Genomic DNA, 17,178 nt, shown 5'->3' on the forward strand with positions numbered 1-17,178 from the left:
GCAGGGCTTGAAAACCCCGAAGGCTATCAGCTGGATGGGGTTAGCCTGACTCCGTTATTGGAGAATCCGGATAACTCCTTAAATCGCGAAGCATTGTACTGGCATTTTCCGGGGTATCCGAATTCAAGATGGAGAACAGGTCCAGTGAGCGCAGTACGTTCTGAACGTTGGAAACTTATGAAATTCTACGAAACAGGTGATGTTGAGCTCTACGATCTCGCGGATGATCCAGGTGAGGAAACTGACCTTGCCAGGCAGATGCCTGGAAAAAGAGTACAATTAATGCAACAATTGGAAGGCTGGCTACAGGAAACAGGTGCTCCGCTGCCTTGTTGGGCGGATGAATAATTGATAATAATCCGGTAATTATATTTTCTATTTTATTGAATTCGATTCATACTTATTTAATCAAATCAAAACAATTGGTATGTATTTTACTTGGAAAAGTCATAGAGGAGTATTGAAAAAAGTAATCACTATTTCTGCCTTCTTTTTTTTGACCGTAATATTCGTGGGATTGAAAGGCTATGAGGGGGAAAACCAGTCCACTGATTCACCCAATATCATCATCATGTACTCCGACGATCACACTGCGCAATCCATCGGAGCCTACCAGGATGTGTTGAATTATGGCCTGAAGCTGGATCATACTCCCACACCAAATATCGATCGCCTGGCCGAAGGCGGCATGCGGTTCGACAACGCGTTTGTCACCAACTCCATCTGTAAACCTTCCCGTGCCGTTCTGTTGACGGGATTACATAGCCACAAAAATGGCGTATTGACAAATGGTGAAGAGATATCTGTTGACCTGGAAACTTTTCCTAAGATTCTTCAACGAAACGGTTACCAGACGGCTATGATTGGGAAATGGCATTTGGGAACCGAACCCCAGGGATTTGATTATTATGAAGTTTTATATGGACAAGGTCCGTACTATAATCCAACCATGAGGACCTCAAACGGAGATGTAGACAGGCACGGCCATACCACGGAAATAATTGGCACCAGAGCGATTGAGTGGCTCAGGCTGCAAAGAGACAGGGACAAACCCTTCATGATGATTTACAACCACAAAGCCCCGCACCGAAACTGGCTGCCGGGTCCCGCACTCAATGATTATCAAATGCGTGATATACCGGAACCTCCCACACTTTTCTACGACTATTCCGGTCTGGCAACACCAGCCCACGAACAGGACATGGAGATCGGAACCACCATGCGGTGGGCCTGGGATCTGAAAGTTCCGACCAATCCCGAAACGGGGGAACCGAGTGAGGGATGGGACAATCTCGTGGAACGAAATCGACTGACGGACGAACAACTTGAACGCATTAACAATGCTTACGAAAAAGACAACGAATACCTCTACGAAAATTACGATCGGATGAGCGAAGAGGAACTCCTCCGCTGGAAATATCAGCGTTACATCAAGGACTACCTGCGGGTGATCCGGGAAGTGGATGATGAGGTTGGAAAGATGATGGCTTATCTGGAACGGGAGAATCTGCTCGACAACACCATCATCATTTATGCAGGTGATCAAGGATTCTTTTTGGGTGAAAATGGCTGGTTTGACAAGCGCTGGATCTACGAAGAGTCGATGCGTATGCCGCTGATTGTACACTGGCCGGAAGGAATCGAGGCGGGTTCGATAAACAAACAACTGGTTCAAAACCTGGATCTGGCCCCCACAATTTTAGAGCTGGCCGATGCAGAAATCCCAGAAAGGATGCAGGGTAAATCGATAGTGCCTTTGCTGAAAGGTGAAAATCCGCAAGGCTGGCGTGATGCGGTTTATTACCACTATTATGAAGGTCCGCCAAGAGTACACGAAGTAGCCAAGCATTATGGTGTTCGCACAGACCGGTATACACTTGTTCATTATCCCAATCACGATGAATGGGAACTGTTTGATCTTGAATCCGATCCCGAACAGATCCAAAGTGTATATGACGACCCGGAGTATACCGATGTGCAGCAAAGACTTAAGAATAGGATTGACGAGCTTCAGGATAAATATGAAGATAATACCTGGGATGAGTAAACAAACTGTTGGGTGCTCAAACCCTTTTTTATCAATATTTCCGGGTTTTGTTCTTTTACCTGGCTGGATGTAATTCTGAGATGGAGGCTGAGTTGTGCAGACCGCTGATAAACCAAACATCCTCCTCACTATAGTGATTTTTGTATCTGATCATGGGTACAACTTTGGGCGAGCATGACAACTGGTCTAAAATCAGTCTTTGGGAGGGTAGCATTCGGGTTCCTTTGATTGTTTCGGTACCGGGGGATTATTTTGAACGAAATTACGGAACCGAATCAGAAGTTATCACGGAATTGATCGATCCTTATCCAACCCTTACAGATTTACCGGGATACTCTGCATCAGCACCGGAAATACTTCAGGGTGAGAGTTTGTCACATCTGTTGAAAGGAGAAAGTATGCCGGATCAAAATCAAACTGCTTACACAGTCAAACTTTTTTAGTTGTTGTCTTCATAATCAGAGGCTTCTCTTGGTTTTCTTATTTCTAACATTTGAAAACCATTTTTAAGATTTACAGCATTATAGCCATGAATTCGTTCGATATTTAGGATATGTTTAAAATTCCAACGTACCAGTAAATCTGCTTTTTGAAAGGGTTGCAATCGCAATATGAAAACAATCAGCTCTGCTGGCTTTCCCAGCAACTCTTTCTTTGATATACTGTTCATATAACAAAATAGCTTATTCCGATAACTCAATATGTTGAATAACTTTACCCGGAGGTGAATTAACAAATTCACGAACAAATCCAGGAGTTCCTGTTAATTCATCATCAACTACATCTGATTTTAGAAGTTGAACGTTGTCTGTAATAACTTGATCAAAAATTTTTGAGTCCAGTAACCGAATTCTTCATCAAACTTGCCACCCAAAACGGAGGTGTCAACATAAATAGTTTTCATAAATAATATACTGTAATGATACTGGGGTGGCGATAACTGTTCGTCTTGATTAAAAAAACAAGAACCGGTGTAACCCTATAACACGGTTTAATAGTCAACCCGGGCTTGCTCGAACCATGAAAATGTTCGACATCTGCGAAACCGGGTCAAAAATCGTACCTGTCAGGTTTTGTTTATTGTATGATCCACTTGATCCCGTAAATATGACAGGTATTGGATACACGATCAATCATGACATTCAAATACAAATGAAAGGAATAAACTACCTTCTTATCATCACTCAGTGGGTACTGTTGCTTGGTGCATGCAGCGGAAGCAATACCAGTGAGGACGACGCACTGCCGAATATTGTACTCATCGTCACCGACGACCAGGGCTGGGGGGATTTGAGTATTCACGGAAATGAAAACATCAGGACGCCAAACATTGACTCTCTTGCCTACGAAGGAGCTTCATTCGCCAACTTTTACGTGCAGCCGGTCTGCTCGCCCACGCGGGCGGAGCTGCTGACCGGCCGGTATCACCCGCGCAGCGGCGTGTACAGCACTTCGGCCGGCGGAGAGCGCATGGACCTGGATGAGACCACGATAGCCGAGGTGTTCCAGCAGGCAGGATACCACACCGGCGTGTTTGGCAAATGGCACAACGGGATGCAGTATCCCTACCACCCGAACGGGCGCGGATTTGACGAGTTCTACGGGTTCGCCTCCGGTCACTGGGGCGATTACTTCAGCCCGAAATTTCTGGAACGCAATGGCAGGTTGGTTCAGGGTGAAGGATACATAGTAAATGATTTAACAGATAAAGCGCTTTCATTTATTGATGCCAATCAAGACGAGCCGTTTTTCGCATATATCCCATACAATACTCCGCACTCACCGATGCAGGTCCCGGATCGCTGGTGGAACCAGTTTGAGGGCACGGAGCTGGAGATGCGGCACCGGGATCCCGAAAAAGAAGACCCGCAGTTCACGCGGGCCGCCCTGGCAATGGTGGAAAATATTGACTGGAATGTGGGGCGCCTCAATCGGAAACTGGATAGGTTGGGACTTAAAGAAAACACAATCGTGCTGTATATAAGTGATAACGGTCCCAACAGCTGGCGGTGGAACGGCGGTATGCGCGGGCGGAAAGGCTCGACAGATGAGGGTGGCGTGCGATCTCCATTGTTTGTTCGCTGGCCGGGAAAAATTGAGGCCGGCAAACAGGTGGAGGAGGTGACCGGTGCCATCGACCTGATGCCGACGCTCGCTGACCTGGCCGGAATCGATATGCAGCCCCGGCACCCGGTAGACGGGAAAAGCCTGGAGCCGCTGCTGCTTTCCGATAATCCCGAGTGGCAGGACCGCCTGCTGTTTGCCCACTGGCGGGGCCGGACCAGCGTGCGAACCGGCACCTACCGGCTGGACCACGAGGGAAGACTCTACGATATCAGGCAGGATCGGGGTCAGCAGCAGGACGTTTCCGACCAGCACCCGGAGCTGGCGAAATCTCTCAGGGACACCGTGGCGCGCTGGGAACAGCAGGTGATCCCGGAACATCCGGAGGCCCCGCGCCCCTTCCCGGTGGGGCACCCGGACTTCCGGTACACGCAGCTGCCGGCGCGGGATGGGGCGGCCCACGGCAATATTGAGCGGTCCAACCGATTCCCCAATGCCTCCTTCTTCACCAATTGGACAAGCAAGCAGGACAGCATTACCTGGGACGTTGAGGTAATAAATGATGGAAAATTTACTGTTGATCTGTATTATACCTGCCGGCCGGAAGATGTGGGTTCAACGATATCACTGTCCTTTGGGTCCCACTCGGTGGAAACGGTCGTCGGCCAGCCCCACGACCCCCCGCTGGAGGGGATGGAGCATGACCGCGTGGAGCGGATTGAGTCGTATGTGAAGGATTTCAAACCGTTGGACATGGGAACCATTGAACTGGAAAAGGGACGAGGCACATTGACACTGAAGGCCTCCGAAATGCCCGGGGATGAGGTAGCGGACGTACGGCTGTTGATGTTGACGAGAATAGAGTAAACAAATACTACCGTTGAACACAGGCTATTATGGATTATTAGGGATTGGTTTTACCCGGAGTATTCACCAAGAAATTGGTTCGTGTGCAAGGCGAAGTGGTAATCGCAAGCGAAACGTATATTGATGCATTGAGAGCGCGATTTCCAACTTTAACGCAGCAGACGGGACTATTTTGTAGCCCGATACACACTGTTAGGTTTATTCCAGCCTTAAAATTAAGGTAACTTGCATCCTGTCAAGGCATTACACGTATTCAGACTCTATTATCGTGAGACATGCAGGCTAAAGCATGCCAGCATCTGTAAAGCTTTGCTTATACAAGACCGTTCAGCAATTCCAGTATCTTGTTTCCCTTGACATCCCAGTGCGATCCCTTCCAGGCAACGGATCGGTTGTTTACGACAATAGCCTGGGGCGATTCATGGCGGACATCCAGTGTGGATGCAATAGCATTGGATACGTCTCGCTGGTGAATAACATTGACCAAATACAGGTCGGCGATCTCACTTGCCTGGTTGGTAATCTTGTCAAGCTCTTGCCGGGCCAGGAAACAGACACTGCAGCGATGGCTGTGCTTGTAAATGAGCTGAGGCCGTTCTTCGGAGTTCTCCAGCATGGATTCAATATCTTCCAACCCGGGGATGCTATTCCATAGTTCACGTTCGTCCGATTCAGAAGATTTATCTCTAATTCGATCAAAAAAACTCATAATAATAGTTGTTGTGTTTATGGCTGCCACTGCTGTTGATACCGGCAGATTTTAACGCTGTTAAATCGCAAAACAGGCCCGTAGCGTTCCGGACCTGCCATTGCGACTGTTATACTTTTTACGGGTTATACCGTGGCAAATTCGACCTTTTCCGGCTCAAACGGCTCATCGACCGGGGTGACAGCCAGGTGATTGGTGTAGTTGCTCATCGTCTTAAGGGCGATCACCAGGTTCACCTCCAGCGCCTGCCGCTTGCTGTAGCCGGCATCCAGGAACGCCTGGAGGTCGCTTTCTTCCACAAAGCCCCGTTTTTGAACGGATCTCTTTACGTAGGTAACCAGTGCGTTCAGTTTTGAGTCCGGCAGCGGATCCCCGTTGCGGACGGCATCGACAATCTCGTCGTCGGCGTTGATCTGGTTGCGCAGGATCGTGGAGTGAACGGCCGTGCAGTAATGGCACTTGTTTTCTACGCTGACTGCCAAAATTGCCAGCTGCTGTTCTTTGGGAGTGAAGTCTGTCTTGCCGACGATTTCGTTCAGCTTCAGGTAGCCCTCCAGCAGGGCCGGCGATTCGGCAAACTCTCCCAGTAAATTGGGGAGGAAGCCGAATTTTTCCCTGGCCGCTTCGAGAAATGGTTTCGATTCTTCCGGTGCATTGTCGGTGTTATAGATAGTAAAATTCATAATAAGTAGTGTTTGATTTGTTGAGTGATTAACGTGCGATGTACAAGATCAGGCTGTAGCTTCAGATGTTGTAGATTGCTGCTTAAAATCCCGGTTGATCCAAAAAATGAGCGGAAGTGCAAAGGCAAAGTGACGAAGCAGGGTGACCACCGGTGTCATGGCCGATTGATCAAGTCCCGCTACGCCCGCTCCAAGCAGGGGCAGCATGAAGAGCCAGACCAGCGCGATAGTCTCGGCCGTAACAAAGATCAACGGCCGGAGCCAGTAGGGTCCCCACAGGTGAGGGGCAATGGCGGTGTAGAGGATCGCCAGCAACACGCCGTTGCCATAGTGGCCGAATATGCCGTAGGCAAATCCCAGTCCCGTCTTTTGCCCCAGCAGTCCGGGAATATCCCACCACTGGCCGGTAAAAATCAGGCCAACGATATCAAATAGAACGGTACCAACGACTCCGGCAATAATCGCTTTCTTCCAGTTGAGTGATTCCATAGTATGTTTTGGGTTTGTTTCGATTTTGATTCTGCCCCAATATCTATGGAACCAGTCAGAATGCGAATGACCACTCTTCCCATATCCTTATCAATTTTTCCTTTTTGGTGCTTCTTTAATACTCCTTCCCTGTTCATTCGTTATTTGTTTGAACCAATAACTAAATCGCGTCGCTGCTGTATTCTGCCGGAGGGCTCAGGATCGTGGAAGGGGGGGATTATGGATGAAGGATTATGAATTTTACGGGGTGCCTTCCCCATTGTGGCGGTTATTATGAAAGAGCTGGAAGTGATGTTCGAAGGGGGGGGGACAGGAGGGTAATCAGTGAAGAATTAAAAATCAGAGGGCTTTGCAAAACATCAGTTTGAACATTGTTTCTTAATTTGTTGTGGCAGGGCTTTAATCTCCCCTTCAGGGGAGCCCCGCCGAAGGCGGGAGGGGTGTTATTCTATGTCAGACCTGCACCTCCCGACCCAATCGCAAAACCCACGCGATTGGCCCACCCTCCTCGAGGAGGGACTGTTTTCTTGCCATTTCAAGGCAAACAGGCATTCTGGTTGAGATCACTATGTAGAACTCAGGTTAAGCTACCATTTTACTGCCATAATCCATCCGCTTGTGTTCCCTGTACGGTAGCAGAACCCGGGCTAACTGGTGATGCTTTTCCGGTAGGCCGAGGGAGACATACCGGTTTCCTTCTTGAAAAATCGGCTGAAATGGGCCTGTTCCGAGAAGCCGAGCTCGTAGGCGATCTCCTTGGCAAGCTTGTCGGTCTTGAGAAGCTGGCGTTTCCCTTCCAGGGCTATTCGGTAGTGGATCATCTCAAGCGGACTTTTGTGTCCCGCCTCGGCAAATACGTTGGAAAGAGTTTTGGGAGATTTGTGCAGCATCTCCGCGTAGGCGCTTACCTGGTGATGCTCTTTGTAATGCTGTTCCACCAGGATATTAAACTGGCGGATCAGCTCGGTCTGGTGCTCCCCGATATCCTCCGGGAAAAACTGCTTGCGGGCGAGCCTCGTGCTTTTGATAATTAACCGCTTCAGCAGCATTCGCAGCATCTCTCCCTGGATCCGGTCCCGGGTGTCAAGCTCATCAATCAGCACCTGGAACAGGGTTTCAAACTTGGGCACCTCCTGGTCATTGAGATTCAGTACGGGCAGTTCGGAGGATCCCCAAAAAAGCAACCCCTCGCAGGATACCTCATTGTCGTTCTCGTGGATGCAATAAAATTCCCTGTTGAACAGCAGCAGCTGGTAATCACGAGCAATAGCAGAGAAGTCAGGGTTTTGCAGGGGCGTAAGGCAGATGAGGTTATCCCGTCCAACCGTAACCTCCACATTGTTTATCATGAGGCCGAACGGGGAGCCGCGATTCCAGAGTATTTTAAAGAAATCGTCTCCATCGTACCTGTCAATATCGCTGTGATGGTCCGTCAGGATCATCTTGCTGCCCAGCTCGTCATCCCGGTATATTTTGACCATATCTGAATGCCTGAAGATCGTTTTATGAGTCTCATGTTCAGACTATGGATGCCTTTGATTTGGCAAATCTTACTCCCGGCGCCGGAACTTTATGGATTCCTGAAGAGATCCGTGTGGATCGGTTGCCGTTATTCTTTAGAAAACACAAATTCAGGCTAAATACTTGTGAGAAACGTTAGTCAGGGACAGATTTTTTCTCGTCGCCCACTCCCAGCCTGGCAAAGATCTGTTCGGCGAGGCACCAGTGGGAAAATGCCGACTGGAACAGGTTCAGACCGACAAACAGGGTAAGCAAAAGCCAGTATGGACTTACGAAATAGCCCAATCCCAAACTTATGGTTACCATCGTGCCGGCCAGGATTCGTATTGCACGCTCCATAGGCCGCATTGTTGAACAGGAGGTAGTTTTGTTACTCATAATATTGCTCCGTGGGGTTTCCAGGGTTTAAATTAGGGGACTTCCGTATCACTCTTCCCTGTTCGTTGTTGACTCATTTAAAAAAATGAACACTTCATCCACTGACCCAATTAGCTATTGGTGTTTAAATAGCCTGTTACAAAGGATGCCCGAATTATGCTGATTCTTCAACGTTCAGCGAATACGCGTGCAGTGGATTCTGCTTTTCGGCACCGGTTTCCCTGTTGTAGGCTTTGACTTCTTCGAGCACGCGCTCTACGCAGGCTCCATCCTGTATCGAAAAGAACAGCGTGGAGTACACGCCGTGATCGTCGCCGGCAAACCAGTTTGTGATGTCCGGCTGGTACTCGTCCGTTCGGAACCCGTGCACATTCGTTTCACTGTAAATGGGTACCTTTTGTCGGGCTAAAATCTTGCGTACGTCATCGGTGTATTCTTCGATGCTGAGTATGATTAGTAATTTCATAGTATTCGTTTTTTGATTTAGTGATAGATCGCGGCCGGAATCACAATCCAACCCGGCCACGATATATCTGCTCGCCTTATGCGTTCTTTTCTTTCAGCTCCTTAACCTTGTTTTCCACCATATAAAAGATCAGCGGAATCATTAATAACGTTAACGCCGTAGAGGCAACAGCACCGCCCATCAGCGAGATGGCCAATCCCTGGAATATCGGGTCAAACAGGATGACCACGGCACCAATAACAACGGTACCGGCTGTCAGCAGAATCGGCATGCTGCGTACCGCACCCGCTTCGATCACGGCCTGTTTTAGCGATTCGCCGTCGTCGATCCGTATGTTGATAAAGTCGATCAGCAATACCGAGTTGCGCACCATGATGCCGGCCAGGGCAATCATCCCGATCATCGAGGTTGCCGTAAAGAAGGCGCCCAGTACCCAGTGGCCCACGAGAATACCGATCAACGAAAGCGGGATGGCGATCATCATAATGATGGGCACCTTGAAATCCTGGAACCAGCCGATAATCAGCATGTAAATAATCACCAGCACAACGGCAAAGGCGATACCCAGGTCACGGAACACTTCGTAGGTAATCTGCCATTCGCCGTCCCACTTCAGGGTATAGTCATCCGTCATAAAAGGTTGTCCGGCAAATATTTGCGCCAAGTTGTACCCCGCAGGCATTTCTATATTATCGATCTCGTCACCGGTATCCAGCAGGGCGTACACCGGGCTCTCAATTTCGCCGGCCACCTCTGCCAGCACGTAGGTTACGCGCCGCTGGTTTTTGCGGTGGATGCTCGACTCAAGCGTATCTTCGCGCACGGTCACCAGGTCCGAAACCGGAATCATCTGTCCCGATGCCGACTGCATGTACAACTGTTTCAGCTTTTCCACATCCGAGCGATCCGCTTTCGGCAGCTTTACGACGATTGGCACGTCATTGAGTTCCTTTTCGTCATAAATACGCGACACAGTTTGACCACTCAGCGCCATCGTCACTGTTCTTACGACCTGGCCGGAGGTAATTCCCGACATCATCGCTTTTTCGGTATTTATATCCAGCTTGTACTTGGTCTGAGGTGCTTCCTTCATCCAGTCCACATCCACAATACCGGCCGTCTGTTCAAAGATATCTTTGACTTCCTTGCCTACGCGCTCTTGTTCATCCGTATCTGGTCCATATACCTCTGCGACTATGGTGGACTGAACGGGCGGTCCGGGCGGGACCTCCACAACTTTTACGTTGGCGTCATATTTTTCGCCCACTTTCTGTACAACCGGGCGTATGCGTTTTGCAATCGCGTGACTTTGATCGCTGCGTTTGCCCTTGTCTACCAAATTGACCTGCACGTCAGCCACATTTGCTCCGGAGCGCAGATCGTAGTGACGAACCAGCCCGTTAAAGTTTATGGGAGCATTCGTGCCCGCATAAATTTGATAATCCTTAATTTCGGGGACTCCCTTCAGGCTCAGTCCCACCTCGCGAGCCACCGCATTGGTCCGCTCCAGCGTGGTCCCTTCCGGCATATCGATGATCAGCTGCACCTCATTTTTATTATCAAAGGGAAGCATTTTGACCTCTACCGCGCGGAAGTAAAACAGCAGGGTGGACCCCAGCAGCAATACCGTTACACTGACAATAAAAGTCCAGCGCATGGCAACACTTTCGAGCAGGGGCGTCATTGCACGCTCATACCATTTGTAGATGACCGTTTCTTTAAGATCATAGCTCGGCTCTTCTCCATTGTTGTCTTTCTTGTTGCCGTGCGGCAGCAAAATATAGGCCAGCCAGGGCGTAATAATCAGGGCCACTATCAGCGAGAAGATCATCGCCAGGGAGGCACCAATGGGCATCGGACTCATATACGGTCCCATCAATCCCGATACGAAAGCCATCGGCAGCACCGCCGAAATAACGGTAAACGTTGCCAGAATGGTCGGGTTGCCCACTTCACTTATGGAAGCGATTGCCGCCTGTTTAAGCGGGAGCTTTTTCATCTTGAAATGCCGGTGCATGTTTTCGGCGATAATAATCGAGTCATCCACCACAATTCCCGTCACAAAGACCAGCGCAAACAGCGTAATGCGGTTCAGCGTATAGCCGAACATGTAGTACAGAAAGAGGGTGAGCGCGAAGGTTACCGGCACCGACAAAAAGACCACCAGTCCGCCGCGCCAGCCCAGCGCCAGCGCCACCACAAACGTTACCGCCAGGATGGCAACCAGCAAGTGCTCAAGGAGGGAGAATACCTTGGCTGAAGCCGTCTCCCCGTAATTTCGGGTGGTTGTTACATGTACATCAGAGGGGATCAGGCTCCCGTCCAGTTTATCTACTTTATTTTCGATCTGTTCGGCAATCGCCATGGCATCAGCGCCCGACCGCTTGGCAACCGATATGGTCACTGCGGGATACGATTCTCCCACATTCAACCCGGTCTCTTCCGCCATCTGGTTACCCACCCCAAACGAGACGTACTCGGAAGGCTCTTCCGGTCCGTCTCGAATCTCGGCAATACTGTGCAGGTAGATGGGATCCCCATTTTGAACATCCACAACGATATTTCGAACCTCTTCGGCAGTTCGGAAGAAGTCGCCCGTATCAACCAGGTATTCCGTATCGTTTTTGCTGTAGGATCCCGACGACAACTCCCGGTTGGCCACCTGGATTTGTCCGGCGACCTTCAGCGGATCGATGCCGTAGGAGGCCATCTTGTGTTTATCCAGGCTTACCGACACCTGTCGCGTTCGGCCCCCGTGGATACCAGTTTGAGCGACATCTTCGATCTGTTTGATATCCAGCGAAAGTTCATCAGCCATGCGCCGCAGGTCAAAATCGCTGTATGCATCGCTCCACAGCGTCAGGGTCATTATCGGCACATCATCGATCGACCTCGTTTTCACCATGGGTTGGGTCGCCCCCTCGGGAAACCGGTCCATGTTCTTCATGATCTCATTGTAGAGCCGCACCAGGCTCCGCTCTACATCCTCCCCGACGTAGAAACGGGCCGAGACCATCGCCTGGTCGGGCATGGAGGTTGAATACACGTATTCAACCCCTTCAATGTTGGAGAGCATTTTCTCCATGGGGATTGAGATCCGTTTCTCCACCTCTTCAGGCGTTGCCCCGGGGTATCCTATAAAAATATCCGCCATGGGCACATCAATCTGGGGCTCCTCTTCGCGCGGCGTCAGATATGTTCCATAAAATCCGAGCGCCAGAAACACGATCATCAGCAAGGGGGTCAGCTTTGAATCGATGAAGCCCTGCGCAACTTTACCTGCAATTCCGGTTTTCATAATACGGTTGGTAAATAATTTCTGTTACTGTGTACTTACTTTTTGTCCCTCGGCCAACGGCTGATCTGCCGAAGCCACAAATGCTTCGCCCGCCGTCAATCCGGACAGTACTTCAATGCCGTCACCATTTTCATCGCCGAGACGTACCCAGCGCAATACGATCTCAGAATCATCATTGAGGGTGTATAACCCGGTAAGCTGACCGCGCTCAATAAGGGCAGACTTCGGCACCACAATAACCTGGTCCTGCTGCGTTTTAAGGCTTACCTCGGCAAACATGCCTGATTTTACCCCGGTTGCCTCCGGCAGCATCACTTCCACCGAAAACTGCCGGCTGCCGCGATTGCCGGCCTGGTTAATATTTTTCACTATACCCTGCCCCTCAGAATAGCCGGCCGCTTGTACATCTACCGAAACGGTATCATCAAGATGAAATAGTGATATTCTGCTTTCCGGAACCGTGACCTTCACCTTCATCACATTTTCCTGTTCCACAGAAAGAATCGGCTGACCGGGGCTGGCGATGTCGCCCTGCGATGCCATTTTAGCGGTAACGTAGCCATTAAAAGGAGCTCTCAGCTGCGTGTAATCCAGCATATCCTCAATCTCCGCCAGGCGTCCTTCTAACGCAGCCACCCTCGCCTTGGCCATCTCGTACTGGGTGGAGATATCATCGAGCTCCTTCCTGGTGGCACTTTCCTGCTCATACAGGTTTTTAATCCGGTTGTAGTTGGTCTCGGTATTTTGAAGCGCCGCTTTGGCTTCCGACAAGCTTGATTCCACCTGCCGTTTCTGCGCCATCACGTTGTCATCTTTGATACGCACCAGCAGGTCTCCATCCTGAACGTAATCCCCCTCTTCGACATCAAGTTGAGAGATACGCCCCATAATTTTGGTACTCAAATGGACCGTTTGGTCGCTGCTTACCGTACCTGAAAAGCGGTGTGTCGAGCTGCTGTTTACAAACTCCGCCGTCTGTGTGGTCACTGAAATCGGTTTCGTTTGCTGCGAATCCGGCTGCTCCGAAGAGCTGCAGGCTGCGCCAGCCAGCGCAAGTACCGTAAATACCGTTATTAGTCTGCCTGATATATTCATGATCTGCTCTTTCATTGTGCTGTTTATTTTGTGTTAAAATCGTTTTAAAACTGATTAGTAAGGCATCTCTTTTTCCATGAGCAGCTCCAGCGCAGCCAAACTCAAATTGTATTGATACAGGGCATTCAGGCGCTTCATTTTGCTTTGCAACAGCTTGGTTTCCGCCTGGAGCAGATCCGTCGTTCTCTCGAGTCCCTCCCTGTATCGATTGTTGCGGATTCGAAAATCCTCCTCGGCCTGCTCTACCGAGGCTTCCGCAAACCGGAGCTGTTCCTGGGCCTGGTCAATTGATCGCTGCGCCTGCTGAATCTCCAGTTTGTTTTTAAAGCGATTGCTTTCGTAGGCCAGCTCAGCTTGCTTCAGTTCGGCTTTTGACTCCATCACCCTGCCCACGTTTTTAAATCCGCTGAACAGGTCCCATCGAAGCGTGGCGCCCACCATGTAGCTGTTTCCCTGCATACCGAACGGCACCTGGTCATTAAACTCGTAGCTGCCAAACAGATTCAGGCTTGGGATGAAGTTGAATTTTGAGGCCCGGAGCATCTCCTCCGCTGCCGCTTTTCGACTCTCCAACGCATCCAACCGTGAATTACGGGCATTTTTCGGATTAACCATGTTATCGGCAATACCGGGACGCATACGCAGGCTGTCGGTAGCTACAATGGTTATTTCCTCATCAATATTCAGCAGATATCGCAAGTTATCCTGTACGGTTTGCAGCTGATCGTTGGTCTCCGACAGCCGGCTTTCAAGCTCCAGCACCCGCACTTGAGCAGCCAGGTAATCGGCCCTGTTGATCATATCCTGCTCGTAATAATTTTTTGACTGCCGCTCATTTTCACGAGCCGTCTCCAGCGATTTACGGATCACCTCCAACTGGTTTTCCATCAGCTGCAGCTGGTAATAGGTCTCCTTGACTTGGTAGCGCGCGTGTTGGAGCGTTCCCTCAAGCTGCTCCCTCGCTGCCTCGAGCTGCTTTTTGACGGCGCGCCGCTGGAAAATCGCATCCGCATTAAAAACCGGCTGCCTTGCCTGGAATTTGGTGGTAAAATTGTCGTAGGAATCGGGATCGTTTAAGCGCGGGGGATTAAAATCAGATTGTGTTACGGCCTCCTGCTTCAACTTAAAACCGAATACGTTCAGCGGATCATTGGTGGATATGCCCGTCTCTTCGACAGAAAGCTGCGGAAGAAATGTGGCATTGGTCTGGCGGTACTGTCCCCGAACCTTTTCGACATCATACTCGGCCTGCCTGATGCGAAAATTTTCCTCCCCGGTCCGCTCAATGGCTTCCTCGAGTGAAAGAAACAGGGGTTCTTTTTCGGACGGGATATCCTGTGCCGAAGCATACAACGGCAGCAGTAACATCATCAGAAGAAGATATACTCCCGGTACATATGAATGGGTTGAATTCATTTTCAGGTATTAATTTAAGTTGTTATGGAGGTTATATTCCTGTCGGCTCTGTGATCATCTCTTTTTTACTCCGGTTCGCATGTTTCCATTATGCAGTACCGTACCATTTGGCAAGAGCTTGACAGTGTCATATTGTGATCGGTTTGGGGATTAGAAATTTTTCAGGAACCAGGCCTTTTCTGTGAGTACTTTCTCCCAGTGGCGGATCATGCTGGAGGTTTTGATTTTCAGCTCTTCAGCATTGAAGTCGCCGTCAACTTTGCTGGCCTTGTCTCCCTGGTCCAGGATGTAGGAACCTTTTGGCTCAAACATTTTATTGGGTTGCTTGCCGCGTAACATGCGGGCAATGTTGTGGGCAACCGTATCCGCCTGATATTGGGCGAATACGCCGGCTTTCGGCAGTGTTTTCCCGTCGCCGACCGGGAGAGAGATGATGTCGCCTATCGCGAATACATTATCATGGGTCGTCTGCAAAGTCTGCTCATCCACTTCCACCCACCCGGATGTTCCGGTCAGTCCCGCCTCCCGTATGAGATCCGGGGCGGTGTGTTTGGGAGTGAAGGCCAGCAGATCGAATGCCGCTTTTACATTTTTATTCTCAGGCCTTGAAAACGTCAGGCTGTTTTTCTCAGCCGTAATCAATGTATGCTCCGGCTTGTAGTGGATCTCTTTCTCTTCCATTAGTCGGCGAACCTTGCCGGATATTTCTTCGCTGGCAAAATCCATGGGACCGGTTTCCGGGGTATAGAGGGTGATCCCGGTTTTCTGGCGGATCTCTTTCTCCCGGATAAAATCATCGATAAGCAGTGCGGCTTCGTAGGGGGCCACCGGTGATTTGTGGGGCAGGGAAGAGACCACCACGGCGATTTCCCCGCCTTCAAACTGTTGTAGATCCTCATAGAAAGAAGAGGCCCCGGCGGGGGTATAGAAGTTGTGGCCATATCGGCTGAGATTGTAAATATCCGTCAGCTTCGTTCCGAGAGAGATCACTGTATAATCCCCCCGGTATTCCGTGCCATTTGAGATTACCGCTCTGTTTTCGGGGTCGATCGATTGGATCTCTCCGTGGATAACTTCGATACCGCCGAGTTCGACGTCGGACAGATCCCCGTACACCTGTTTTTCTTCTCTTTTGCCCACCATCATCCATGTAAGGGAGGGAGCATACAGGCTGCTCTTTTCCTTTTCAAAGACCAAAATCCGGGCCAGGTTAATACCATCTTCGTTACCAATTTTCCGGCTCAATTCCCTGGCCGTGCTGATTCCGCCTATTCCTCCACCCAAAACTAATATTGTCGGTTTCATAACGTTCTTTTTTTGCGTTGTTTATTGTGAATTTCCAGCCCCGGGTTGTCCGCGGGTTGATCGCTTGCTACCCAGTCGGCATACCCGCCCCCGAGCCGGGCGGCTTTAAACCCATGCTTTTGCAGGTATTTGACAGCTTCATCCGCCATCAGGCACAGCGGTCCCCTGCAGTACGCCACGATTTCCCGGTCCTCCGGCAGCTCTTTAATACGTTCACTCAGTTCTTTCTGCGGGTACGAAACGGCATCTTCAATATGCCCATTCTCATACTCCTCCCTCGGTCTTACATCGATGAGATAGATCTCCTGCCGGTCCATCTTTTCACTGAGCTCAGTGCTGCTGATGGTTTTTAACCTGTTGCGGCGGTTTCGGTAGTCATTCAGCAGCTTGCTGATCTCCTCGTTTTGGGCAAACCCAAGCTTCCGTAATGCGCACCATGTTTCGAATACATGTTCGCCCGCCAGTTCATAGAACATGTACTTGCCCTCGCGTTGCGTGTTAACCAGTCCCGACTTTTTCAGGACCTGCAGATGCTGGGAGGCGTTAGCCACCGGCAAGTTTATCTGCTCGGCAATGTACGCAACCGGGAATGACCCCTGGGCCAGCAAATCCAGGATTTCAAGCCTGTGGGCATTGCTCAGCGCTTTGGTGACCTGCGACAGTTTCTGGTACAAGGTTGTTTTGAATTTCCGTATGTCCATATGCTGGGTTGAAATCTTTGTCATTCAATAATTTCGTTGAATGAATAGTACGGCAAAAAAATAATACATTCAACATTTTTATTGAATGAATATCGGGTTTCAACTGGTGTCCCGAAACTAGCGTGCGGAAAAGCCCTCT

General features: G+C 49.9%; 16 protein-coding genes. 4 read left to right on the forward strand and 12 right to left on the reverse strand.

The genetic code is table 11. From position 1 onward, the window contains the following. From ACG2F4_RS16005 to ACG2F4_RS16015, 3 genes are all read left to right on the forward strand, one after another. A partial coding sequence (locus ACG2F4_RS16005) for a sulfatase/phosphatase domain-containing protein (protein WP_395261894.1) occupies window positions 1-348 on the forward strand: 348 nt, incomplete at its 5' end. Window positions 349-460: 112 nt separating this feature from the next. Further along, the gene (locus ACG2F4_RS16010) at window positions 461-2,047 is read left to right on the forward strand and encodes a sulfatase (protein WP_395261895.1); all 1,587 of its coding nucleotides are present in this window, start codon (window positions 461-463) and stop codon (window positions 2,045-2,047) included. A gap of 152 nt (window positions 2,048-2,199) precedes the next feature. Next, window positions 2,200-2,490 carry a sulfatase/phosphatase domain-containing protein gene (locus tag ACG2F4_RS16015; protein ID WP_395261896.1) on the forward strand — a complete coding sequence of 97 codons (291 nt, stop codon included), beginning with the start codon at window positions 2,200-2,202 and terminating at the stop codon, window positions 2,488-2,490. On the opposite strand, the gene ACG2F4_RS16020 is transcribed toward ACG2F4_RS16015, so the two are convergent. Continuing rightward, window positions 2,487-2,717 carry a hypothetical protein gene (locus ACG2F4_RS16020; RefSeq protein ID WP_395261897.1) on the reverse strand — a complete coding sequence of 77 codons (231 nt, stop codon included), beginning with the start codon at window positions 2,715-2,717 and terminating at the stop codon, window positions 2,487-2,489. The genes ACG2F4_RS16015 and ACG2F4_RS16020 overlap by 4 nt on opposite strands. A gap of 482 nt (window positions 2,718-3,199) precedes the next feature. On the opposite strand from ACG2F4_RS16020, the gene ACG2F4_RS16025 reads away from it, so the two are divergent. Next, a complete protein-coding gene (locus ACG2F4_RS16025; RefSeq protein ID WP_395261898.1) occupies window positions 3,200-4,978 on the forward strand; it encodes an arylsulfatase in 1,779 nt (592 codons plus the stop codon). 313 nt (window positions 4,979-5,291) lie between these two features. Here ACG2F4_RS16025 and ytxJ read toward each other — a convergent pair whose 3' ends face one another. From ytxJ to ACG2F4_RS16080, 11 genes are all read right to left on the reverse strand, one after another. Beyond that, window positions 5,292-5,687 (reverse strand): bacillithiol system redox-active protein YtxJ, encoded by a 396-nt coding sequence (gene ytxJ, locus ACG2F4_RS16030; RefSeq protein ID WP_395261899.1) that lies wholly within the window; start codon window positions 5,685-5,687, stop codon window positions 5,292-5,294. A gap of 125 nt (window positions 5,688-5,812) precedes the next feature. Next, window positions 5,813-6,370 carry a carboxymuconolactone decarboxylase family protein gene (locus ACG2F4_RS16035; RefSeq protein WP_395261900.1) on the reverse strand — a complete coding sequence of 186 codons (558 nt, stop codon included), beginning with the start codon at window positions 6,368-6,370 and terminating at the stop codon, window positions 5,813-5,815. Window positions 6,371-6,418: 48 nt separating this feature from the next. Beyond that, complete coding sequence (locus ACG2F4_RS16040) at window positions 6,419-6,859, reverse strand: hypothetical protein (RefSeq protein WP_395261901.1); 441 nt, start codon at window positions 6,857-6,859, stop codon at window positions 6,419-6,421. Between the two features lie 647 nt (window positions 6,860-7,506). Continuing rightward, complete coding sequence (locus tag ACG2F4_RS16045; protein WP_395261902.1) at window positions 7,507-8,340, reverse strand: helix-turn-helix domain-containing protein; 834 nt, start codon at window positions 8,338-8,340, stop codon at window positions 7,507-7,509. 175 nt (window positions 8,341-8,515) lie between these two features. Beyond that, window positions 8,516-8,719: a DUF2892 domain-containing protein gene (locus ACG2F4_RS16050; RefSeq protein WP_395261903.1), complete on the reverse strand. Its 204-nt coding sequence runs from the start codon at window positions 8,717-8,719 to the stop codon at window positions 8,516-8,518. A gap of 193 nt (window positions 8,720-8,912) precedes the next feature. Then, window positions 8,913-9,224: a hypothetical protein gene (locus ACG2F4_RS16055; RefSeq protein WP_395261904.1), complete on the reverse strand. Its 312-nt coding sequence runs from the start codon at window positions 9,222-9,224 to the stop codon at window positions 8,913-8,915. Between the two features lie 76 nt (window positions 9,225-9,300). Further along, complete coding sequence (locus ACG2F4_RS16060) at window positions 9,301-12,522, reverse strand: efflux RND transporter permease subunit (protein ID WP_395261905.1); 3,222 nt, start codon at window positions 12,520-12,522, stop codon at window positions 9,301-9,303. Between the two features lie 24 nt (window positions 12,523-12,546). Then, complete coding sequence (locus ACG2F4_RS16065) at window positions 12,547-13,617, reverse strand: efflux RND transporter periplasmic adaptor subunit (protein WP_395261906.1); 1,071 nt, start codon at window positions 13,615-13,617, stop codon at window positions 12,547-12,549. Window positions 13,618-13,671: 54 nt separating this feature from the next. Then, window positions 13,672-15,033 (reverse strand): TolC family protein, encoded by a 1,362-nt coding sequence (locus tag ACG2F4_RS16070; protein ID WP_395261907.1) that lies wholly within the window; start codon window positions 15,031-15,033, stop codon window positions 13,672-13,674. 150 nt (window positions 15,034-15,183) lie between these two features. After that, the gene (locus ACG2F4_RS16075; RefSeq protein WP_395261908.1) at window positions 15,184-16,338 is read right to left on the reverse strand and encodes an NAD(P)/FAD-dependent oxidoreductase; all 1,155 of its coding nucleotides are present in this window, start codon (window positions 16,336-16,338) and stop codon (window positions 15,184-15,186) included. Further along, on the reverse strand, window positions 16,335-17,063 hold the full coding sequence (locus ACG2F4_RS16080) for a metalloregulator ArsR/SmtB family transcription factor (protein WP_395261909.1): 729 nt from the start codon (window positions 17,061-17,063) through the stop codon (window positions 16,335-16,337). The genes ACG2F4_RS16075 and ACG2F4_RS16080 overlap by 4 nt, the downstream gene beginning before the upstream one ends. Window positions 17,064-17,178 lie beyond the last annotated feature (115 nt).

This window comes from Halalkalibaculum sp. DA3122, from assembly GCF_043951865.1.
Classification (GTDB): domain Bacteria; phylum Bacteroidota; class Rhodothermia; order Balneolales; family Balneolaceae; genus JAMQKA01.